Source organism: Paenibacillus mellifer, from assembly GCF_023195895.1.
In the GTDB taxonomy this organism is placed as follows: domain Bacteria; phylum Bacillota; class Bacilli; order Paenibacillales; family Paenibacillaceae; genus Fontibacillus; species Fontibacillus mellifer.
Genome location: NZ_JALPRK010000024.1, coordinates 63,034 through 78,872, shown reverse-complemented (window position 1 = coordinate 78,872; position 15,839 = coordinate 63,034). Strand labels below are relative to the sequence as shown.

Sequence of the window (15,839 nt, the reverse complement as noted above, 5' to 3'; positions counted from 1 at the left end):
CAAACTGACGAGATTTAAAATCTCATTTATTACTCACTCGTTGTTCAGTTTTCAAAGATCAACTTCGTTGTCGTCTTATCGGCGACAACTTTTATAGTATATCATGTCCGGCGTTATCTTGCAAGCATTATTTTCATCTGCATTTCTAAGCTGAAGTTCATAATGCCCATGAATAACGACCGGATTTATAATATATCATCTTTTCAACCCCGGCGCAAGCCAGATACCTACTTTATAGTCATCCAATTTTTCCTACCTTGAATCGGTCAACCCACTCCTCTCATCCTATAAAGAAAGCCCGGCAATCTGCCGGGCCTAAATCGTCCTGTATTCTTTTCCTTATTCCGCGGAACGCATATGTGGGAACAACAGCACATCACGGATAGACGCCGAGTCCGTCAGCAACATTACAAGACGGTCTACCCCGATCCCCAAGCCACCGGTAGGCGGCATTCCGTATTCCAAGGAACGGATAAAGTCCTCATCCATTTCATGAGCCTCATCGTTACCATGTTCACGTTCAAGCAGTTGCGCCTCGAAACGTTGGCGCTGATCGATCGGATCGTTTAGCTCCGTAAAGGCATTCGCATGCTCCCGAGCCACGATAAACAGCTCGAAGCGATCCGTAAAGCGCGGATCCTGTTCGTTCTTCTTGGCCAGCGGCGAAATTTCCACCGGATGCCCGAATACGAAGGTCGGCTGAATCAGTGTTTCCTCAACAAATTGCTCAAAGAAGGCGTTCAGAATATGACCAAACGTCATATGAGGCTCCACCGGAACTTTATGCTCCTTAGCCAAGCGGTGCGCTTCCTCATTGCTCATTTGTACGCCGAAATCCACACCGGTCACTTCTTTAACGGCATCGACCATCGACACGCGGCGCCACTGCGGAGCTAAGTTAACCTCGTGCCCTTGGTAGTTTACCACTTGAGTCCCCAGTACTTCCTGCGCGATGTGGGCAATCATATTTTCCGTCAAAGCCATAATATCTTTATAATCGGCATAGGCCTCATACAACTCAATCATCGTAAATTCTGGGTTATGACGCGTAGAGATCCCCTCGTTCCGGTATACCCGGCCGATCTCATACACCTTCTCCATGCCGCCGACAATCAGACGCTTCAAGTGAAGCTCGATCGCGATCCGCATATAGAGCTGCATGTCCAGCGCATTGTGGTGCGTAATAAACGGACGGGCTGCGGCCCCACCGGCAATGCTGTGCAGGGTAGGTGTTTCCACCTCCAGATAACCCAGCGAATCCAAGTAACGGCGCATCGATTGGATAATCCGAGAACGCTTGATGAACGTCTGCTGCACCTCCGGATTGACGATCAAATCGACGTAACGTTGGCGATAACGCAGCTCTACGTCCTTCAGCCCATGATATTTATCCGGCAATGGATACAGGGATTTGGAGAGCACCTCTAGATCCTTGACCTTAATCGTCGTCTCTCCGGTTTTGGTCTTGAACACCTCACCGGTCACGCCCACGATATCGCCGAGGTCTAAAATGCTGAACGCTTCATATTTAACTTCCGGCACGCTGTCCTGACGGACATAAATCTGAATTTTGCCCGACAAGTCTTGCAAATGCGCAAAGCTGGCCTTGCCCATTCCCCGTTTGGCCACGATTCTCCCGGCGATAGAAACCTCAACCTTCTTCTCCTCCAAGTCTTCCTTGGATAGCTCGTCATACTGCTGAAGAATGTCACCCGCCATATGGGTACGTTCGTATTTTGCGCCGAAAGGGTCGATCCCAAGCCCGCGCAGCTCGTCCAATTTATCGCGGCGAATCTGCAGCAGCTCGCTGACTTCCATGGCTTCCTGGTTATTGATCTCTTCGCTCATAGCCCTACTCCACTCCTTAATCCCGCTTGAATTTGCTCGCCGACAAAAGAAACAGTGAAAGAAGCTTCCGCTGGGGAAGCTTCTTCCGTCGCTAATTCCGCCTTACTTCTTAATGTCCACGATTTTATATTGAATCACGCCGGCCGGAACGTTGACGTCCACAACGGCGCCTTTTTTCTTCCCGAGAATCGCTTTGCCGACAGGACTTTCGTTCGAAATCTTGTTCTTCATCGGATCGGATTCCGCCGTACCGACAATGGCATATTCCATCGTATCGCCGAATTCCAGATCTTCAACCGTCACGATCGAACCGATGCTTACCGTATCTGTGTCAATCTCATCGTTGTTGATGATCCGCGCGTTGCGCAGCATTTTCTCCAACGTGATAATCCGACCTTCGATAAAGGCTTGCTCGTTCTTCGCGTCCTCGTATTCCGAGTTCTCACTGATATCCCCGTATCCGATGGCTACCTTAATCCGTTCCGCTACCTCGCGGCGTTTCACAGATTTCAGGTTTTCCAATTCTTCTTCCAGTCTCTTCAGACCGTCCTGGGTAAGGATAACTTCTTTATCGCTCATCTCAACCGATTCTCCTGTCATGGAAAAAATTTTCGCACGGTGCGTGCGGCACCCGAAAACCCTCCTGGAAAATGAACACTTCCCCTGAGGAAAGGTTCCTTTTGCCGTTCCACTGCCGCTTAGGTGCTTGGAAGCGCTCGCTTCCGTCAGCAGGGGTCTCTAAAATCTCTAAATTCCCAACTCATTGTGTATATCATATGCATTATGTGATAAGGGTCAGACCATCTCTTGAGAGAAGCCCAACGCCCCGAGTCGAATTTATATTGTGAAATTATAGGTGAACGATTCATAATTGTCAATGACACCCGATTTTACAAATGTAAACGTTTCATGACCCTCATTCAACCTTAGGCGGATACCTCATCGGGCACGGCTCCTGTTGAGATGTCAGCGACAAAGCCCTCAAGAATGCGTACCATCTCGTCACGACGAGTTTCTTCCATAATGTGATCCTTAATACGCGCTGCACCCTTCAGGCCTTTCAAATACCAGGCCAAATGCTTACGCATTTCGCGAACGGCGACCAACTCGCCTTTAAGAGCAGCCAGGCGGTCCATGTGAAGAATGGCAATGCGGATTTTCTCCTCCGCCTCCGGCTCTGGAAGCAATTCACCTGTCCTCAGGTACTCGACCGTACGGTATAACATCCAAGGATTACCCAGCGCCCCACGCCCGATCATCACGCCGTCACAGCCAGTCTCATCCAGCATCCGTCTGGCATCCTCCGGGGTCGCCACGTCGCCATTGCCAATGACAGGAATCGATACGGATTCCTTCACCTGACGAATATAACTCCAATCCGCCTTCCCGGTATACAGCTGCTCACGCGTCCGTCCATGTACGCTGACGGCCTTACCGCCGGCTTGCTCCACCGCTTTGGCGTTGTCTACAACGTAAATATGCTCTGTATCCCAGCCGATACGCATTTTCACCGTGACCGGTTTGCTCACCGCATCCACAACAGCCGAAACCATTTCGTAAATCTTATTCGGTTCGAGCAACCAACGTGCCCCGGCATCGCATTTCGTCACTTTCGGCACCGGACAGCCCATATTAATATCGATGATGTCGGCATTCGTTTCCTGATCAACGACTTTAGCCGCCTCCACAAGCGATGCGCGGTCCCCACCGAAAATTTGCAGGCTAAGCGGCTTCTCCCGCTCGTCCACAAAGAGCATCTCCCGGGTGCGCTTGTTGCCATGAAGGATCGCTTTATCGCTAACCATCTCTGCGCAGACCAGCCCTGTGCCAAATTCTTTGGCGATCAGGCGAAAGGCCGGATTGCATACACCTGCCATCGGGGCAAGCACAACTTGGTTTTTCATTTCGATATCGCCAATCTTCAGCAAGAGGGTTCCCTCCATTACGATAAGTTGTTATAAGAAGCGGCTCTGCTCATTTATCGGGCTTCAGCTCCGCTAAGGAGATGCCCAAACAATCTGCAATTTTAGTTAAAATTTGATCATCTGCCCGGCGGTTCCCCCGTTCCACCGCTCCTAATAAAGCTAGGGATACGCCGGACTTCTCCGCCAGCTCTTGCTGGGTAAAGCCTTTTAGTTTTCGGAAAGCGCGGATGCGCTGTGCCAGTTGCATGTTTTCCAAAACCGGACGCCTTCCTTTCCATCTAGGGTGTCCAAGGCAAGCTGAATGCGCTCATACAAGCCGGAGGGCTCCCCTCCCGGCACAATGTCGGACAACGGGACAAGTACGAAAGCCCGCTCCATCATTCGTGGATGAGGCAAAGTGAGGAGCGTCGTATTCACCACACTGCCGCCGACCCATAACAAATCAAGGTCCACCGTACGCGGCCCGAAACGTATTTTGCGCTCTCGCCCTAATCGCAGCTCAATATCCAGCATAACCTCAAGCAGCGCCTCAGGATCCAGGGAGGTTCGCACAGCAAGTGCCATATTTACAAAACAAGGCTGATCCAGATAACCTACCGGATCGGTCTCATATAAATCGGAGCAGCGCAGCACCTCGATCGCCGGATGCTCCTGCAGCGCTGTGATCGCCTGCATCAGGGTGGCCTCGCGGTCTCCCAGATTGCCGCCTAAAGCAATATAAGCCTCTGTAGACTCAGAGGGAGAAGTCATGTTCATAAACGATTGGCTCACTTTCTGGAACGGTACATCTCCACCGTCACACCGTCAAAATGAATATCAAACGGCGGGTGCGGCTTGGTGACCCGAACCGTTAACGCATCTACCCTAGTATAAGTGTCCAATACCGCGGATGCAATATGCTCCGCCAACGCTTCAATCAATTGAAAGCTCTTTTGCTCGACAATGGACTTGAGCAGTTTGTGGACTTCGGCGTAGTTGACCGTTTGGGTCAAATCATCGCTAAGCCCTGCCTGGCGCAGATCCAGCTCCAACTCCAAATCCACGTAGAAGCGCTGGCCCAGCTTGCGCTCTTCCTCGAACACGCCGTGGTACCCGTAATATTCCATGCGCCGCAGCGTCATTTTGTCCATGATTTCGACTCCTTTTCCAGCCATTTATAGGGTATACACGATCGCATCGCACATTTGTACGGTCTGCTTGATCTCCTTCACGTCATGGACGCGGACAATCTGGCAGCCCTGCGCAACGCCCAGCGCCACGGTCGCTGCCGTACCGAACACCACCTCATCGACCGGAAGATCCAATGCGGTACGGATAAACCGTTTGCGGGACGTACCGAGCAGGAGTGGAAAGCCCAACGCCGCCAGCTCGTCCAGTGCGCGCATGACACGGAGGTTCTCGGCATAATCCTTGGCAAAGCCAATCCCCGGGTCCAAAATGATATTCTCGTCCTTCACACCCGCTTTATGGGCGATCTCCACGCATTCTCGCAAATCCGCCGCCACATCGGCAAGCAAATCACCGTAATTGCGATCCCGGCGGTTATGCATCAAAATCACCGGACAACCAAACTCCGCCGCCACTTCCGCCATCCGCGCCTCCGCCTTAAAGCCCCATACATCATTCATGATGTGGGCACCCGCCTTCAGCGCTTCTCTAGCCACCTTTGCCTTGTACGTATCCACCGACAATGGAACCTGCGGCAGCTCGCGGTGCAGCGCCTCCACCACAGGAATGACGCGCTCCAGCTCCTCCTGTTCGCTTACAGGCTCATGACCCGGACGCGTCGATTCTCCGCCGATATCAATGATATCCGCACCTTCCGCAATCATCTCCCGGGCGTGCTGCAAAGCGCGTTCCACGTTATTATAACGGCCCCCATCGGAAAAAGAATCCGGCGTCACGTTCAGGATCCCCATCACCAGCGTGCGTTCACCTAGCGTAAAGGACGCCTCGCCCAGCCGGAAGCTGCGTTTATAAATGATCGGTTGCATCGCCATTCCTCGCTTTCTCTCTATATTCCCCCAGCAGCCGCTCCGTAACCGGCCCGATGTGACCGGTCCCGACCCTGTGCCTCTGCAGCTCCCGTCCGCCTTGCTTGCCGGGAACCGCCAATTCCGTCACGGGCACGATCTCCTGAATCGAATTCGTCAGGAAAACCTCATCGGCGGCCAATAGCTCGTCCCAAGTGTAGCAGCCTTCCTCCGTCCGAATCCCCTGCTTGGCAGCCAACTCCAGCACCATGGCACGAGTAATACCGGGGAGAATCCCCGTTTCCAGATTCGGCGTATAACATTTGCCATTCCGCACAAAAAATACATTGCTGACGATCCCTTCCGCCAGCCATCTCTGGGCCGTCAGCTGCAAGCCTTCGGGAGGGACGGAAGCCGCGGACTGCCACACTGCTTCGCGTTGCAGCCGCGCGAGTTCGCGTTTCGCCAGCACGTTATTCATATAGTGCAGCGATTTGAAACGCACCTCGCCCTCCGGCGTGTTCCGGGGTGTCGCCAGCCGCCACAGCGGCTTCCCGTCGGTGTACAGCGTCGCCCCCGGGTCCGGCAGCGACTTCACGTAAATGACAACCCTCGGCTTATCGTAGTCGTCGGCCGGCAGGCCAAGCGGCCCCTCACCGGCCGTTACCGTATACCGAATGTAGCCTTCGGTTAACCCGTTCCGCACGAGCAACTCTCGGACCTCCGCCTCAACCTGGGCGAGATCGGCCTTGTAATCGATCCCCAGGGCCCTGCAGCCCGCCATCAGCCGCTCCAGATGCCGTTCCAGCAGGAACGGCCGTCCTTCGTACGTGCGGAACGTCTCGAACAAACCGATCCCGTACATAAAGCCGTGATCCATTACGGAGATCACGGCTTGATCGGCCGGGGTCGGAACTCCATCCACCCCGATGTATTTCATGCTTTGGCTTCCGCCTTCCGATTCAGGAAGTTACGGAGGATCTGATGGCCATGCTGAGTAATAATCGATTCCGGGTGGAACTGCACCCCTTCAACGGCATACTCTTTGTGCCGCAACCCCATGATCTCTCCTTCCGCCGTCTCGGCGGTAATTTCCAGGCATTCCGGCAAACTCTCGCGCTCCACGATCAGCGAATGGTACCGCGTGGCGGTAAATGGCGACGGTAGGCCGGCAAATACCGATTCCCCTTGATGATGGATCGGCGACGTCTTGCCATGCATCAGCCGCTCGGCGCGGATCACATTGCCGCCAAAGGCTTGGCCGATCGCTTGATGCCCCAGACAAACGCCAAAGATCGGGATAACCCCTTTAAAATGCTCGATTAAGTCCAACGTAATCCCCGCCTCATTTGGCGTACACGGGCCGGGGGATATTAAGATATGATCCGGCTGCAAAGCCTCAATTCCCGCAAGATCAATCTCATCGTTGCGGCGGACAGTTACTTCCTCACCTAACTCGCCTAAATACTGCACCAAATTGTACGTGAAAGAATCATAGTTATCGATCACTAAAATCATCTCATCTCATCTCCTGTCCTAGACTTTGTCCAGCTGGCTCTGCTCACTCTGTTGGATCGCCAGAGCAACGGCCCTGGCCTTGTTAAAACATTCCCTATACTCACGGTACGGGTCCGAATCAATCACGATGCCGGCCCCCGTCTGCAAGTAGCCGACGCCATCCTTCGTGACCAGCGTACGTATAATAATATTTAATTCCATATTCCCGGTATAGTCAATCCATCCCATGGCGCCGGTGTAAGGTCCCCGCGTGACCGGCTCCAGTTCCTCAATGATTTCCATCGTTCGCACCTTAGGCGCCCCCGTGATCGTCCCCCCCGGAAAAACAGCGGCGATTGCATCGTACAACGTATGATCCTTGCCCAGCACCCCTTCGACCTCGGATACCAGATGCATGACATGCGAATAGCGCTCCACAGTAAAAAGCTCGCTGACCCGTACCGTCCCATACTCCGTCACACGCCCGATGTCGTTGCGCAGAAGGTCGACCAGCATGATGTGCTCGGCCTGCTCCTTGTCGCTTGCACACAGCTCCGCCTCCATCTGCTGGTCCTCCTCCGCTGTATGTCCCCGCCGCCGCGTTCCCGCAATGGGGCGGGTGCTGATCTTCCCTTGCTCCACCTTCACCAGAAGCTCCGGCGAAGCGGACACGAGTTGGAAATCGGGGAACCGGAGCAAGCCCATATACGGCGACGGGTTCAGCCGCCTTAGCTGCTCGTACACCCGCTCAGGTGAAGCCGCCAAAGCAAAAGCCTGGCGCAGCGACAGGTTCACCTGAAATACGTCGCCGGCGGCGATATACTCCTGCACCCGGCGCACCGCAGCTTCAAACGCCTCCTGCGTCATCGAGACGGACAGACGCCGGTGCTCCAACTCCTCGTCGCCGATCGAAGGAGGCGTCGCCGGGCTGTCCGCTGGGGTTGCCGCAACCGTCGTCGCAGCGTAGAAGCCCGCCCAGCGCTCCGCCATGCGCAAAGCCCGCGCTTCGGCACGGCGGTAGCTGTCACGCAGCTGTTCCAGCGACATCGAAGCGATCGGGACATGGACGACGCAATACACGTCGCCTTCCCTCTGGTCGATGGCCCACAGCTCTTCGAGCCGCATCCAAACGTAGTCGTCCAGGCCAAGGTCGTCCTGCGCCAGGTTCGGCAGCCGCTCCAGCGATCGCGCCACATCATAGGCGAGATATCCAACGGCTCCGCCAGTGAACTTGGGCAGCCCTGGTACCTCAGGCGATCGGAATGGAGCCATCCAGTCCCGCAACAGCTCCAGCGGCTTGCCCCGGACGACCGATACTGTACCGGCAGCAGGATCCTCCACGATGGCCTCGCTACCTTTGCCGCGGATAACAGAAACCGGCTCCAGGCCTAGAAAGGTGTAACGTCCTCCCTTGCCGCTTTCCATCACACAAGCGTACGGCCCGGCTTCCATCCAAGCCCGGGACCAAACCTCAGGCAAACCCGAAGCCGCCAACGGGCATTTGACCGCAAAAGGCAGCATCGTCCAGTCGCCTGTCCCAGCCCAATCTTTCCATTGCTCCCAGGTCGTCAACTTTTTCATGAACCGTGTTCGTCCTCCAAGCTTCATCTTATAGATGCACTTCTCTTATTGGAAGCTAGTATACTAGAAGTTCGCCTCATAATAAAAGACCCCGGACCGTTCGGTTAGAACGGCCGGGGGCGTCATCGCTCTCCTAGGAGTGATTAAGCTTCGAAATTGTACAGCGGCGTGCTGAGGTAACGTTCGCCGTTGCTTGGAATGATGGCAACGACGCGTTTGCCTTTGCCCAGCTCCTTAGCCACCTTCAAGGCAGCAAACACTGCAGCGCCGGAGGAAATACCGGACAGGATGCCTTCCTCTTTCGCGACCGTACGTGCTTGCTCGAACGCTTCATCGTTCTCCACATGAATGATTTCATCATAAATTTCACGATTCAAAATTTCCGGAATGAAGTTCGCGCCAAGGCCTTGGATTTTGTGCGGTCCAGGTTTGCCGCCGGACAGAATTGGCGATGCTGCCGGTTCAACTGCGTAAATCTTCAGATCCGGGAACCGCTTCTTCAATACCTCACCCGCGCCGGAAATGGTACCGCCGGTACCAATCCCTGCCACGAAGGCATCCAGACGGCCGTCCAGCGATTCAATCGCTTCAACGATTTCCGGTCCGGTCGTTTCGCGGTGGATTTTCACGTTTGCTTGCGTTCTGAATTGGTCCGCCAGGAAGTAATCCGGATTCGCTGCCAGCAGCTCCTCGGCTTTCTTCACCGCGCCGTTCATCCCTTCGGAACCCGGCGTCAAGACAAGCTCCGCCCCGTAGGCGCGCAGCAAGTTGCGACGTTCCAAGCTCATCGTTTCCGGCATCACGATAACCGCTTTGTAGCCCTTCGCCGCAGCTACCATCGCCAAACCGATCCCCGTATTACCGCTCGTCGCTTCGATAATCGTTCCGCCCGGTTTCAGCTTGCCCGCCTTCTCCGCTTCCTCTACGATACTGATTGCAATCCGGTCCTTCACGCTGGAGCCCGGGTTTTGGTATTCCAGCTTCACATAAATCTCCGCGCTATCCTCCGGCACGATCCGATTTAAACGGACCAGCGGCGTATCTCCGATCAAATCTGTTACACTGTTTACGACTTTTGCCATATTAAATATCCTCCCTTTGGATAAAAAATTACCATCGTTGATCTAGCTGCACAAAATGAAAGCTGAAGTTATTAGGATATGCGATTTATCGGCTTTCATTTATTTCCGAGTAAATAAGTTGGTTTTCTGATTATATCTTAACAACCCCGATCGGAGTTGTCAAGAAAAGTCACAAAAAAATACTTTGCATCCCAGGTCTAAATGACCCTATCTGCAAAGTATCTTTGGCCCTATTTGCTTATTTCTCCGTTTGAGCAATCAACTCGTCCAGTTCCTCGGGGGTAAATAGGTACGGTTCGTTGCAGAAATCGCAGACGACCTCTGTTTCTTTCCCTTCGTCCCGCAGTTCCTCCAGTTCCTTCTTGCCCAAGCTGATCAAGGTACGCTCCACCCGCTCCCGTGAACAGTTGCAAGAGAAGACGATGTCCATTTCTTCCAACACCTGCACGTCCGGCACGATCCAGCGCAGCATTTCGTCCAGCTCCAACCCCTGATCAAGCAGCGCCGTCACCGGTGGAAGCTGACCCACCGCATTTTCAATCGAGTCGATTTCAGAATCGCTTAAGCCGGGCAGCAGCTGAATGATAAAACCGCCCGCTACAATCACCGAATTGTCCACGTCGACCAGCACACCTAATCCAACGGCGGAAGGGGTTTGCTCCGACACGGCAAAATAATACGTAAAATCCTCGCCCAGCTCGCCGGAAATTAAAGGCACGCTGCCGCGGTAAGGCTCCTTGAGTCCCAAGTCCTTCGTGACGTGAATAAATCCTTCCGTTCCGACAACGCCGCGAACGTCCAATTTCCCCTGACTGTTACTCGGCAAATGGACATGCGGATTCTTGACGTAGCCGCGCACTTCGCCCTTGGCATTCGCATCCGCAATAATTTGTCCGATCGGTCCGTCGCCCTTGACCTGTACGGTGAGCTTCTCCTCGCCTTTGAGCATCGCGCCCATCATGGCGGCGGCAGTCAGCGTACGCCCGAAGGCGGCTGTTGCGGTTGGATACGTATCATGACGGCGGCGCAGCTCTTCCACCAACTGGGTCGTCCGCACAGCGAAGGCGCGGACTTTTCCGCCCATGGCGATCCCGCGGATCAATCGGTCTTGTTTGTTGTTTTGGTCCATAATGCGAAGGACCTCCTTTCGCTTCTTACAAAGGTAGTTCAACTTATACCAGTATAACCATCGCCTGCATTATTGATTGCGTTCGTAAATAATCCGCAGCCCCTCCAGGGTGAGCTGGGAGTTTACTTCCTCGATCGTACGCGTTTCGCTAGCGATCAGCTCCGCGAGTCCGCCGGTCGCAATCACCTTCGGTTTCTCGCCCATCTCCCGAGCGATCCGCTCCACAATGCCGTCTACTTGACCGGCATAACCAAAAATAATCCCCGCCTGCATCGCATTCACCGTGTTGCGGCCAATCACCTTCTTTGGCTTCTCGAGCTCGATGCGCGGCAGCTTGGAAGCTCGCTGATACAACGCTTCCGTCGAAATTCCGATGCCCGGCACGATCGCGCCGCCCAGGTAATTCCCTGCCGCATCGATGCAGTCAAACGTCGTAGCCGTGCCAAAGTCAACGACAACCAGCGGCCCGCCGTACTGCTCAATGGCGGCCACCGCGTTGACGATCCGGTCTGCTCCAACCTCGCGCGGATTTTCGTAGCGCAGGTTCAGCCCGGTTTTGATCCCCGGGCCAACGACCAGCGGCTTGTGCCGCAAATATTTTTCGCTAAGCTCCTCAAGCACGTGCATCAACGGCGGTACCACTGAGGAAATGATAACGCCCTCCATCTCGGCTTCCCGGATCCCCACCATATGGAACAGATTGTGGATCAATACGCCGTACTCGTCCACCGTGGCCTGGCGGTTCGTACTGATTCGAAAATGATGGAGCAACTCCTTACCCCGGTATATCCCCAGCACGATATTCGTATTGCCTACATCGACTACAAGGAACATGCGCTTGTTAGGCCTCCTTTTTGCCGTTCAAATCCAAACTGATATCCAGGCTTTCAAAAGAATACGTCAACCGTCCCACGGAAATAACGTCCACGCCGCTCTCGGCAATCCCGCGAATCGTTTCCAGCGACACGTTTCCCGATGCTTCCACCGTCACATGCGGCGCCTTGGCCTTGATTCGGCGTACTGCTTCTTTCATCAGGTCGGGAGCCATATTGTCGAGCATGATAATGTTCGCTCCGGCTTGCAGCGCTTCTTCCACCTGTTCCAGGTTTTCCGTCTCCACTTCAATCGTCATCGTGTGCGGAATATGAGCACGGGCGCGGCTCACCGCCTGGGTGATGCCTCCGGCCCCTTTAATATGATTATCCTTGATCATGACGGCATCGTACAACCCGAAGCGGTGATTCGAACCTCCGCCGGTACGAACCGCATACTTCTCCAGCATCCGGTGGCCCGGCGTTGTTTTGCGTGTATCCACCAGCCGGGTCGACAGTCCGCCCAGCGCTTCCACGAACGTCTTTGTGCGCGTAGCAATCCCGGACAAACGTTGCAGCAAATTCAGCGCTAACCGCTCCCCGGTTAAAATGCTATACGTACTTCCTTCCACCTCGGCCAAAATCGCGCCTTTCTCGATGCGTTCCCCGTCCTTCACGTGCGGAGTAAACGTCAGATTCGGATCCACGATTTCGAAAACAAGCTGAGCCACCGGCATTCCGGCAACAATCCCACCCTGCTTGGCATGAATGATCCCCTTGGATTCATGGCCAGCAGGGATCGTGACGGCAGTCGTCACGTCCCCGGAGCCTACATCTTCCTTCAACCAGCCGCGGATGGCCTCCACAAGCCCTTCATTATATCCATTAAACATCATCGCTAATTTCCTCCAACATTCCTTTATCCCGCTGCCACAAAAGATGCTTGCGCCATTTCTCGTCACTGCGTTCCGGGAAGTCCTCGCGGTAATGCCCGCCCCGGCTCTCCTCACGCGCCAGCGCCGTTTTGGCCAGCAGCAGCGCGCAAGTCAGCATATTGGCGTATTCCCACTCTTCACGGGTATGCAGCTCCTGACTAAAAATCGCCTGGTGCCGCTCCAGTTCCCCGATCCCCTTAACCAGCCCTTCCGCCGTTCGGCGCAAGCCAGCGCGGCGGACCATTGTTTTCTGCAAATCCAAACGACGTTCCACCAGCGAGGACGGAGCTGGATTCAGGCGGCCGGCTTGATAAGCCACGGACTCGCCAGTTTGGGTGCGCGGCGGAAGCTCCTGAATCCGCTGAATAATCCGGCGCCCGAACACAATCGCCTCCGACAACGAGTTGCTGGCCAACCGGTTCGCGCCATGTACGCCGGTCGACGAAACTTCGCCGCACGCGAACAACCGATGCACACTCGTCTCACCATGATGGCTGACACGAACGCCTCCCATCATATAATGTGCAGCCGGCGCAACCGGAATCCAATCGGTCGTCAGATCAAGCCCATAACTCAGGCAGGTTTCGTAAATTGTGGGGAACCGGGTTCTGACCTTCTCTGGATCTTCGTGCGTGATATCAAGGTAGACGATGTTTGCACCGGTTGCTTCCATCTCGCTAACAATCGCCCGAGCCACGATATCCCGGGGGGCCAGCTCCAGCAGCTCATGGTAGTTGCTCATGAACCGCTCGCCTTTGATATTGCGCAACACGGCCCCTTCGCCGCGAACCGCCTCAGAGATCAGAAAGCGCGGGGCACCTGGGTAACAAAGCGAAGTAGGGTGAAATTGAATAAACTCCATGTCGCGAAGGATCGCGCCTGCCCGGTAAGCGATGGCCATGCCATCGCCAGTAGCCACCTCGGGATTGGTCGTATAGCGGTACAACTGGCCGGCTCCGCCGGAGCATAAAATCGTCGCATTCCCGCGCAGGAACACGCGCTGCCCGTCGGGCCGCTGCACAAGCGCGCCTAGGCATTCGTTCTCCTCGGTGATTAAATCGATCACATAATGATTGTCCCAAACTTCAATATTGGGATGGGCTTCCGCCTGCTCGGACAAGGCGCGCACGATTTCATACCCTGTCGCATCCCCATGGGCATGCAGGATCCGACGATGGCTGTGAGCTCCTTCTTTCGTCAGAGCAAGCTCGCCGTTCTCCAAATCGAAGGCCGTACCCAACATCATCAGCTCTTTGACGCCTTCTGGGCCTTCATTAACTAGAATATCAACCGCTTCGGAGGAACACAAACCCGCTCCGGCCAACAGTGTATCCTGCCGGTGGTAAGCAGGCGAATCCTCCTCCGAGATGACGGCGGCGATGCCGCCTTGCGCGTAGCGGGTATTGCTTTCCAGCATCGATTTTTTCGTGATCAGGATTACGCGATCTTTTTCACTTGCTTTGATAGCGGTAAAAAGACCCGCAATTCCCGAACCGATCACGATCACATCCGTATCAACGATCGGCAGCCGTCCTGCCTCAAAATCAACCAAATATTGTGGAATCACCATCGTCACCTATCTTGGACAAGAGAGTAGCGCATGCTACTTAACTTGTAACATGCGCTCTAAGGATAATCTGGCTTTGTCGGCAACGACGGGTGGTACGTAGATTTGCGGCTGCATCGTTTCCAGGCATTTGACCAGTTTTTTCAGGTTATTGACTTTCATGTTCGGGCAAACCAGGAATTTGGTGGCAAAATGGAACGTTTTATCCGGACTGTCATTCCGCAGCTGATACCCTGTTCCATCCTCCGTACCGACGATAAACTCCTTGGCGGAGGAATTTTTGCAATAATCCAGGATCGCCGTAGTGCTGCCCACGAAATCGCCCATCGCTACAACCTCCGGACGACACTCCGGATGCACGACGAACTCGGCTTTTGGGTATTTCGCCTTCATCTCAACGACGTCTCTGACCGTCAACATATCATGCGTGTTGCAGTAGCCTTCCCAGATGATCAGCTTCTTGTCGGTATGCTGCTGCACATAATGGCCAAGATTCTTATCCGGCACCCAGATGATTTCGTCTGCATCAACGGAATTGATCACTTTCACCGCGTTCGACGAGGTGCAGCAGATATCGGTTTCCGCCTTAATTTCTGCCGAAGAGTTGATGTAGGTCACCACTTTGGCGTTCGGATGTTGGGCCTTCAGCTTGCGCAAGCCGTCAACATTCACCATATCGGCCATCGGGCAACCCGCCCGCTCGTCAGGAATCAGCACCGTCTTGTTAGGCGCCAGAATCTTCGCACTCTCTCCCATAAAATGAACGCCGCAGAACACGATCGTTTCCGCATCGGTCGAAGCGGCCTTCTGAGCCAGTAAGAATGAGTCGCCCCGGAAATCCGCCACCTCTTGGATCTCATCCCGCTGATAATAATGCGCTAGTATGATGGCGTTGCGTTCTTTCTTGAGCTGAACCAGTTTTTCCCGCAATTCGCGGTTCATCTCGGCTTTACGCTCAAGCGCTAGAGCCTCCACTTGAATTCCTCCCCCATAAGCTCTTGTATCGTCTATTGCTGTTATAGCCCATCCTAGCCTTTCTTTCTCTACGCGTTGGCCGGGCTTCTAACTGCTGTGTATGGCAATCCTGCGTGAAACGGCAAGAACGTATTAAATTTCACACGGTGTTTATCAACTAATTTACACAAGGTGAAAGGCACTGTCAATGCGCCGTCCGCTTGCGTATAACGGCAATTGCCCATGATTTTGCAGGAAAAATCAGGATTAACGAGGGGATTCGAGGGTTCTTGATTATCTAAAATTTTTGGTAAACAGAGCTAGGCATTCGCGTCACCCCTCATTTACCGTTCAAGAAGCCAATTGTATTCGATATTTCGCGTACAAACCGCGGCTGAAGCCCTTAAATCCGATATCTATTCGGTTTTTCATACAGAATTTAGCTCTTCCGCTTCTAATAGCGCAAATGAATATGAAATTTCATATAGATCCCGGCAAAATCGCAAATTTCTCCGAAATGTATTCGATATTTCGCA

The 15,839-nt window shown here is 54.0% G+C and carries 16 protein-coding genes; all 16 read right to left on the bottom strand.

Going from position 1 to position 15,839, the window contains the following annotated elements; translation table 11 throughout:
* Positions 1-339 precede the first annotated feature (339 nt).
* The 16 genes from lysS to nadA all read right to left on the bottom strand — a co-directional run bounded on the left by lysS (position 340) and on the right by nadA (position 15,324).
* Positions 340-1,848, bottom strand: a complete 1,509-nt coding sequence (gene lysS, locus M0651_RS20135) for a lysine--tRNA ligase (RefSeq protein WP_248553516.1) — start codon at positions 1,846-1,848, stop codon at positions 340-342.
* Between the two features lie 102 nt (positions 1,849-1,950).
* Positions 1,951-2,427 (bottom strand): transcription elongation factor GreA, encoded by a 477-nt coding sequence (gene greA / locus M0651_RS20130; RefSeq protein ID WP_248553515.1) that lies wholly within the window; start codon positions 2,425-2,427, stop codon positions 1,951-1,953.
* Between the two features lie 347 nt (positions 2,428-2,774).
* A complete protein-coding gene (gene dusB, locus M0651_RS20125) occupies positions 2,775-3,776 on the bottom strand; it encodes a tRNA dihydrouridine synthase DusB (protein ID WP_248553514.1) in 1,002 nt (333 codons plus the stop codon).
* 46 nt (positions 3,777-3,822) lie between these two features.
* Positions 3,823-4,029 (bottom strand): helix-turn-helix domain-containing protein, encoded by a 207-nt coding sequence (locus tag M0651_RS20120; RefSeq protein ID WP_248553513.1) that lies wholly within the window; start codon positions 4,027-4,029, stop codon positions 3,823-3,825.
* A complete protein-coding gene (gene folK, locus M0651_RS20115) occupies positions 3,981-4,529 on the bottom strand; it encodes a 2-amino-4-hydroxy-6-hydroxymethyldihydropteridine diphosphokinase (RefSeq protein ID WP_248553512.1) in 549 nt (182 codons plus the stop codon). The genes M0651_RS20120 and folK overlap by 49 nt, the downstream gene beginning before the upstream one ends.
* Positions 4,530-4,540: 11 nt before the next feature.
* Complete coding sequence (gene folB, locus M0651_RS20110) at positions 4,541-4,903, bottom strand: dihydroneopterin aldolase (protein ID WP_248553511.1); 363 nt, start codon at positions 4,901-4,903, stop codon at positions 4,541-4,543.
* A gap of 24 nt (positions 4,904-4,927) precedes the next feature.
* Positions 4,928-5,767 (bottom strand): dihydropteroate synthase, encoded by an 840-nt coding sequence (gene folP / locus M0651_RS20105; protein ID WP_248553510.1) that lies wholly within the window; start codon positions 5,765-5,767, stop codon positions 4,928-4,930.
* Positions 5,748-6,686, bottom strand: coding sequence for an aminotransferase class IV (locus tag M0651_RS20100; protein ID WP_248553509.1), 939 nt, complete (start codon positions 6,684-6,686; stop codon positions 5,748-5,750). The genes folP and M0651_RS20100 overlap by 20 nt, the downstream gene beginning before the upstream one ends.
* Positions 6,683-7,264 carry an aminodeoxychorismate/anthranilate synthase component II gene (gene pabA, locus M0651_RS20095; protein WP_248553508.1) on the bottom strand — a complete coding sequence of 194 codons (582 nt, stop codon included), beginning with the start codon at positions 7,262-7,264 and terminating at the stop codon, positions 6,683-6,685. Before pabA ends, M0651_RS20100 begins: the two co-directional genes overlap by 4 nt.
* An 18-nt stretch (positions 7,265-7,282) precedes the next feature.
* A complete protein-coding gene (locus M0651_RS20090) occupies positions 7,283-8,824 on the bottom strand; it encodes an anthranilate synthase component I family protein (protein ID WP_248553507.1) in 1,542 nt (513 codons plus the stop codon).
* Between the two features lie 143 nt (positions 8,825-8,967).
* Entirely contained in the window at positions 8,968-9,906 is a 939-nt protein-coding gene (gene cysK / locus M0651_RS20085; RefSeq protein WP_155608100.1) for a cysteine synthase A, read from the bottom strand.
* A 238-nt stretch (positions 9,907-10,144) separates the two neighbouring features.
* Positions 10,145-11,035, bottom strand: a complete 891-nt coding sequence (gene hslO, locus M0651_RS20080; RefSeq protein WP_248553506.1) for an Hsp33 family molecular chaperone HslO — start codon at positions 11,033-11,035, stop codon at positions 10,145-10,147.
* A 69-nt stretch (positions 11,036-11,104) separates the two neighbouring features.
* Entirely contained in the window at positions 11,105-11,869 is a 765-nt protein-coding gene (locus M0651_RS20075) for a type III pantothenate kinase (protein WP_193419001.1), read from the bottom strand.
* Positions 11,870-11,876: 7 nt separating this feature from the next.
* Positions 11,877-12,743, bottom strand: a complete 867-nt coding sequence (gene nadC, locus M0651_RS20070; protein ID WP_248553505.1) for a carboxylating nicotinate-nucleotide diphosphorylase — start codon at positions 12,741-12,743, stop codon at positions 11,877-11,879.
* Entirely contained in the window at positions 12,733-14,349 is a 1,617-nt protein-coding gene (gene nadB, locus M0651_RS20065) for an L-aspartate oxidase (protein WP_248553518.1), read from the bottom strand. Before nadB ends, nadC begins: the two co-directional genes overlap by 11 nt.
* Positions 14,350-14,385: 36 nt before the next feature.
* A complete protein-coding gene (gene nadA, locus M0651_RS20060; RefSeq protein ID WP_248553504.1) occupies positions 14,386-15,324 on the bottom strand; it encodes a quinolinate synthase NadA in 939 nt (312 codons plus the stop codon).
* Between the last annotated feature and the right edge of the window lie 515 nt (positions 15,325-15,839).

Coding starts and splice junctions, on each gene's coding strand:
- pabA (WP_248553508.1), bottom strand. CDS start 7,264: ATGATTTTAGTGATCGATAACTATGATTCTTTCACGTACAATTTGGTG.
- M0651_RS20075 (WP_193419001.1), bottom strand. CDS start 11,869: ATGTTCCTTGTAGTCGATGTAGGCAATACGAATATCGTGCTGGGGATA.
- lysS (WP_248553516.1), bottom strand. CDS start 1,848: ATGAGCGAAGAGATCAATAACCAGGAAGCCATGGAAGTCAGCGAGCTG.
- cysK (WP_155608100.1), bottom strand. CDS start 9,906: ATGGCAAAAGTCGTAAACAGTGTAACAGATTTGATCGGAGATACGCCG.
- nadC (WP_248553505.1), bottom strand. CDS start 12,743: ATGATGTTTAATGGATATAATGAAGGGCTTGTGGAGGCCATCCGCGGC.
- M0651_RS20100 (WP_248553509.1), bottom strand. CDS start 6,686: ATGAAATACATCGGGGTGGATGGAGTTCCGACCCCGGCCGATCAAGCC.
- folP (WP_248553510.1), bottom strand. CDS start 5,767: ATGCAACCGATCATTTATAAACGCAGCTTCCGGCTGGGCGAGGCGTCC.
- folB (WP_248553511.1), bottom strand. CDS start 4,903: ATGGACAAAATGACGCTGCGGCGCATGGAATATTACGGGTACCACGGC.
- M0651_RS20090 (WP_248553507.1), bottom strand. CDS start 8,824: ATGAAAAAGTTGACGACCTGGGAGCAATGGAAAGATTGGGCTGGGACA.
- hslO (WP_248553506.1), bottom strand. CDS start 11,035: ATGGACCAAAACAACAAACAAGACCGATTGATCCGCGGGATCGCCATG.
- folK (WP_248553512.1), bottom strand. CDS start 4,529: ATGAACATGACTTCTCCCTCTGAGTCTACAGAGGCTTATATTGCTTTA.
- greA (WP_248553515.1), bottom strand. CDS start 2,427: ATGAGCGATAAAGAAGTTATCCTTACCCAGGACGGTCTGAAGAGACTG.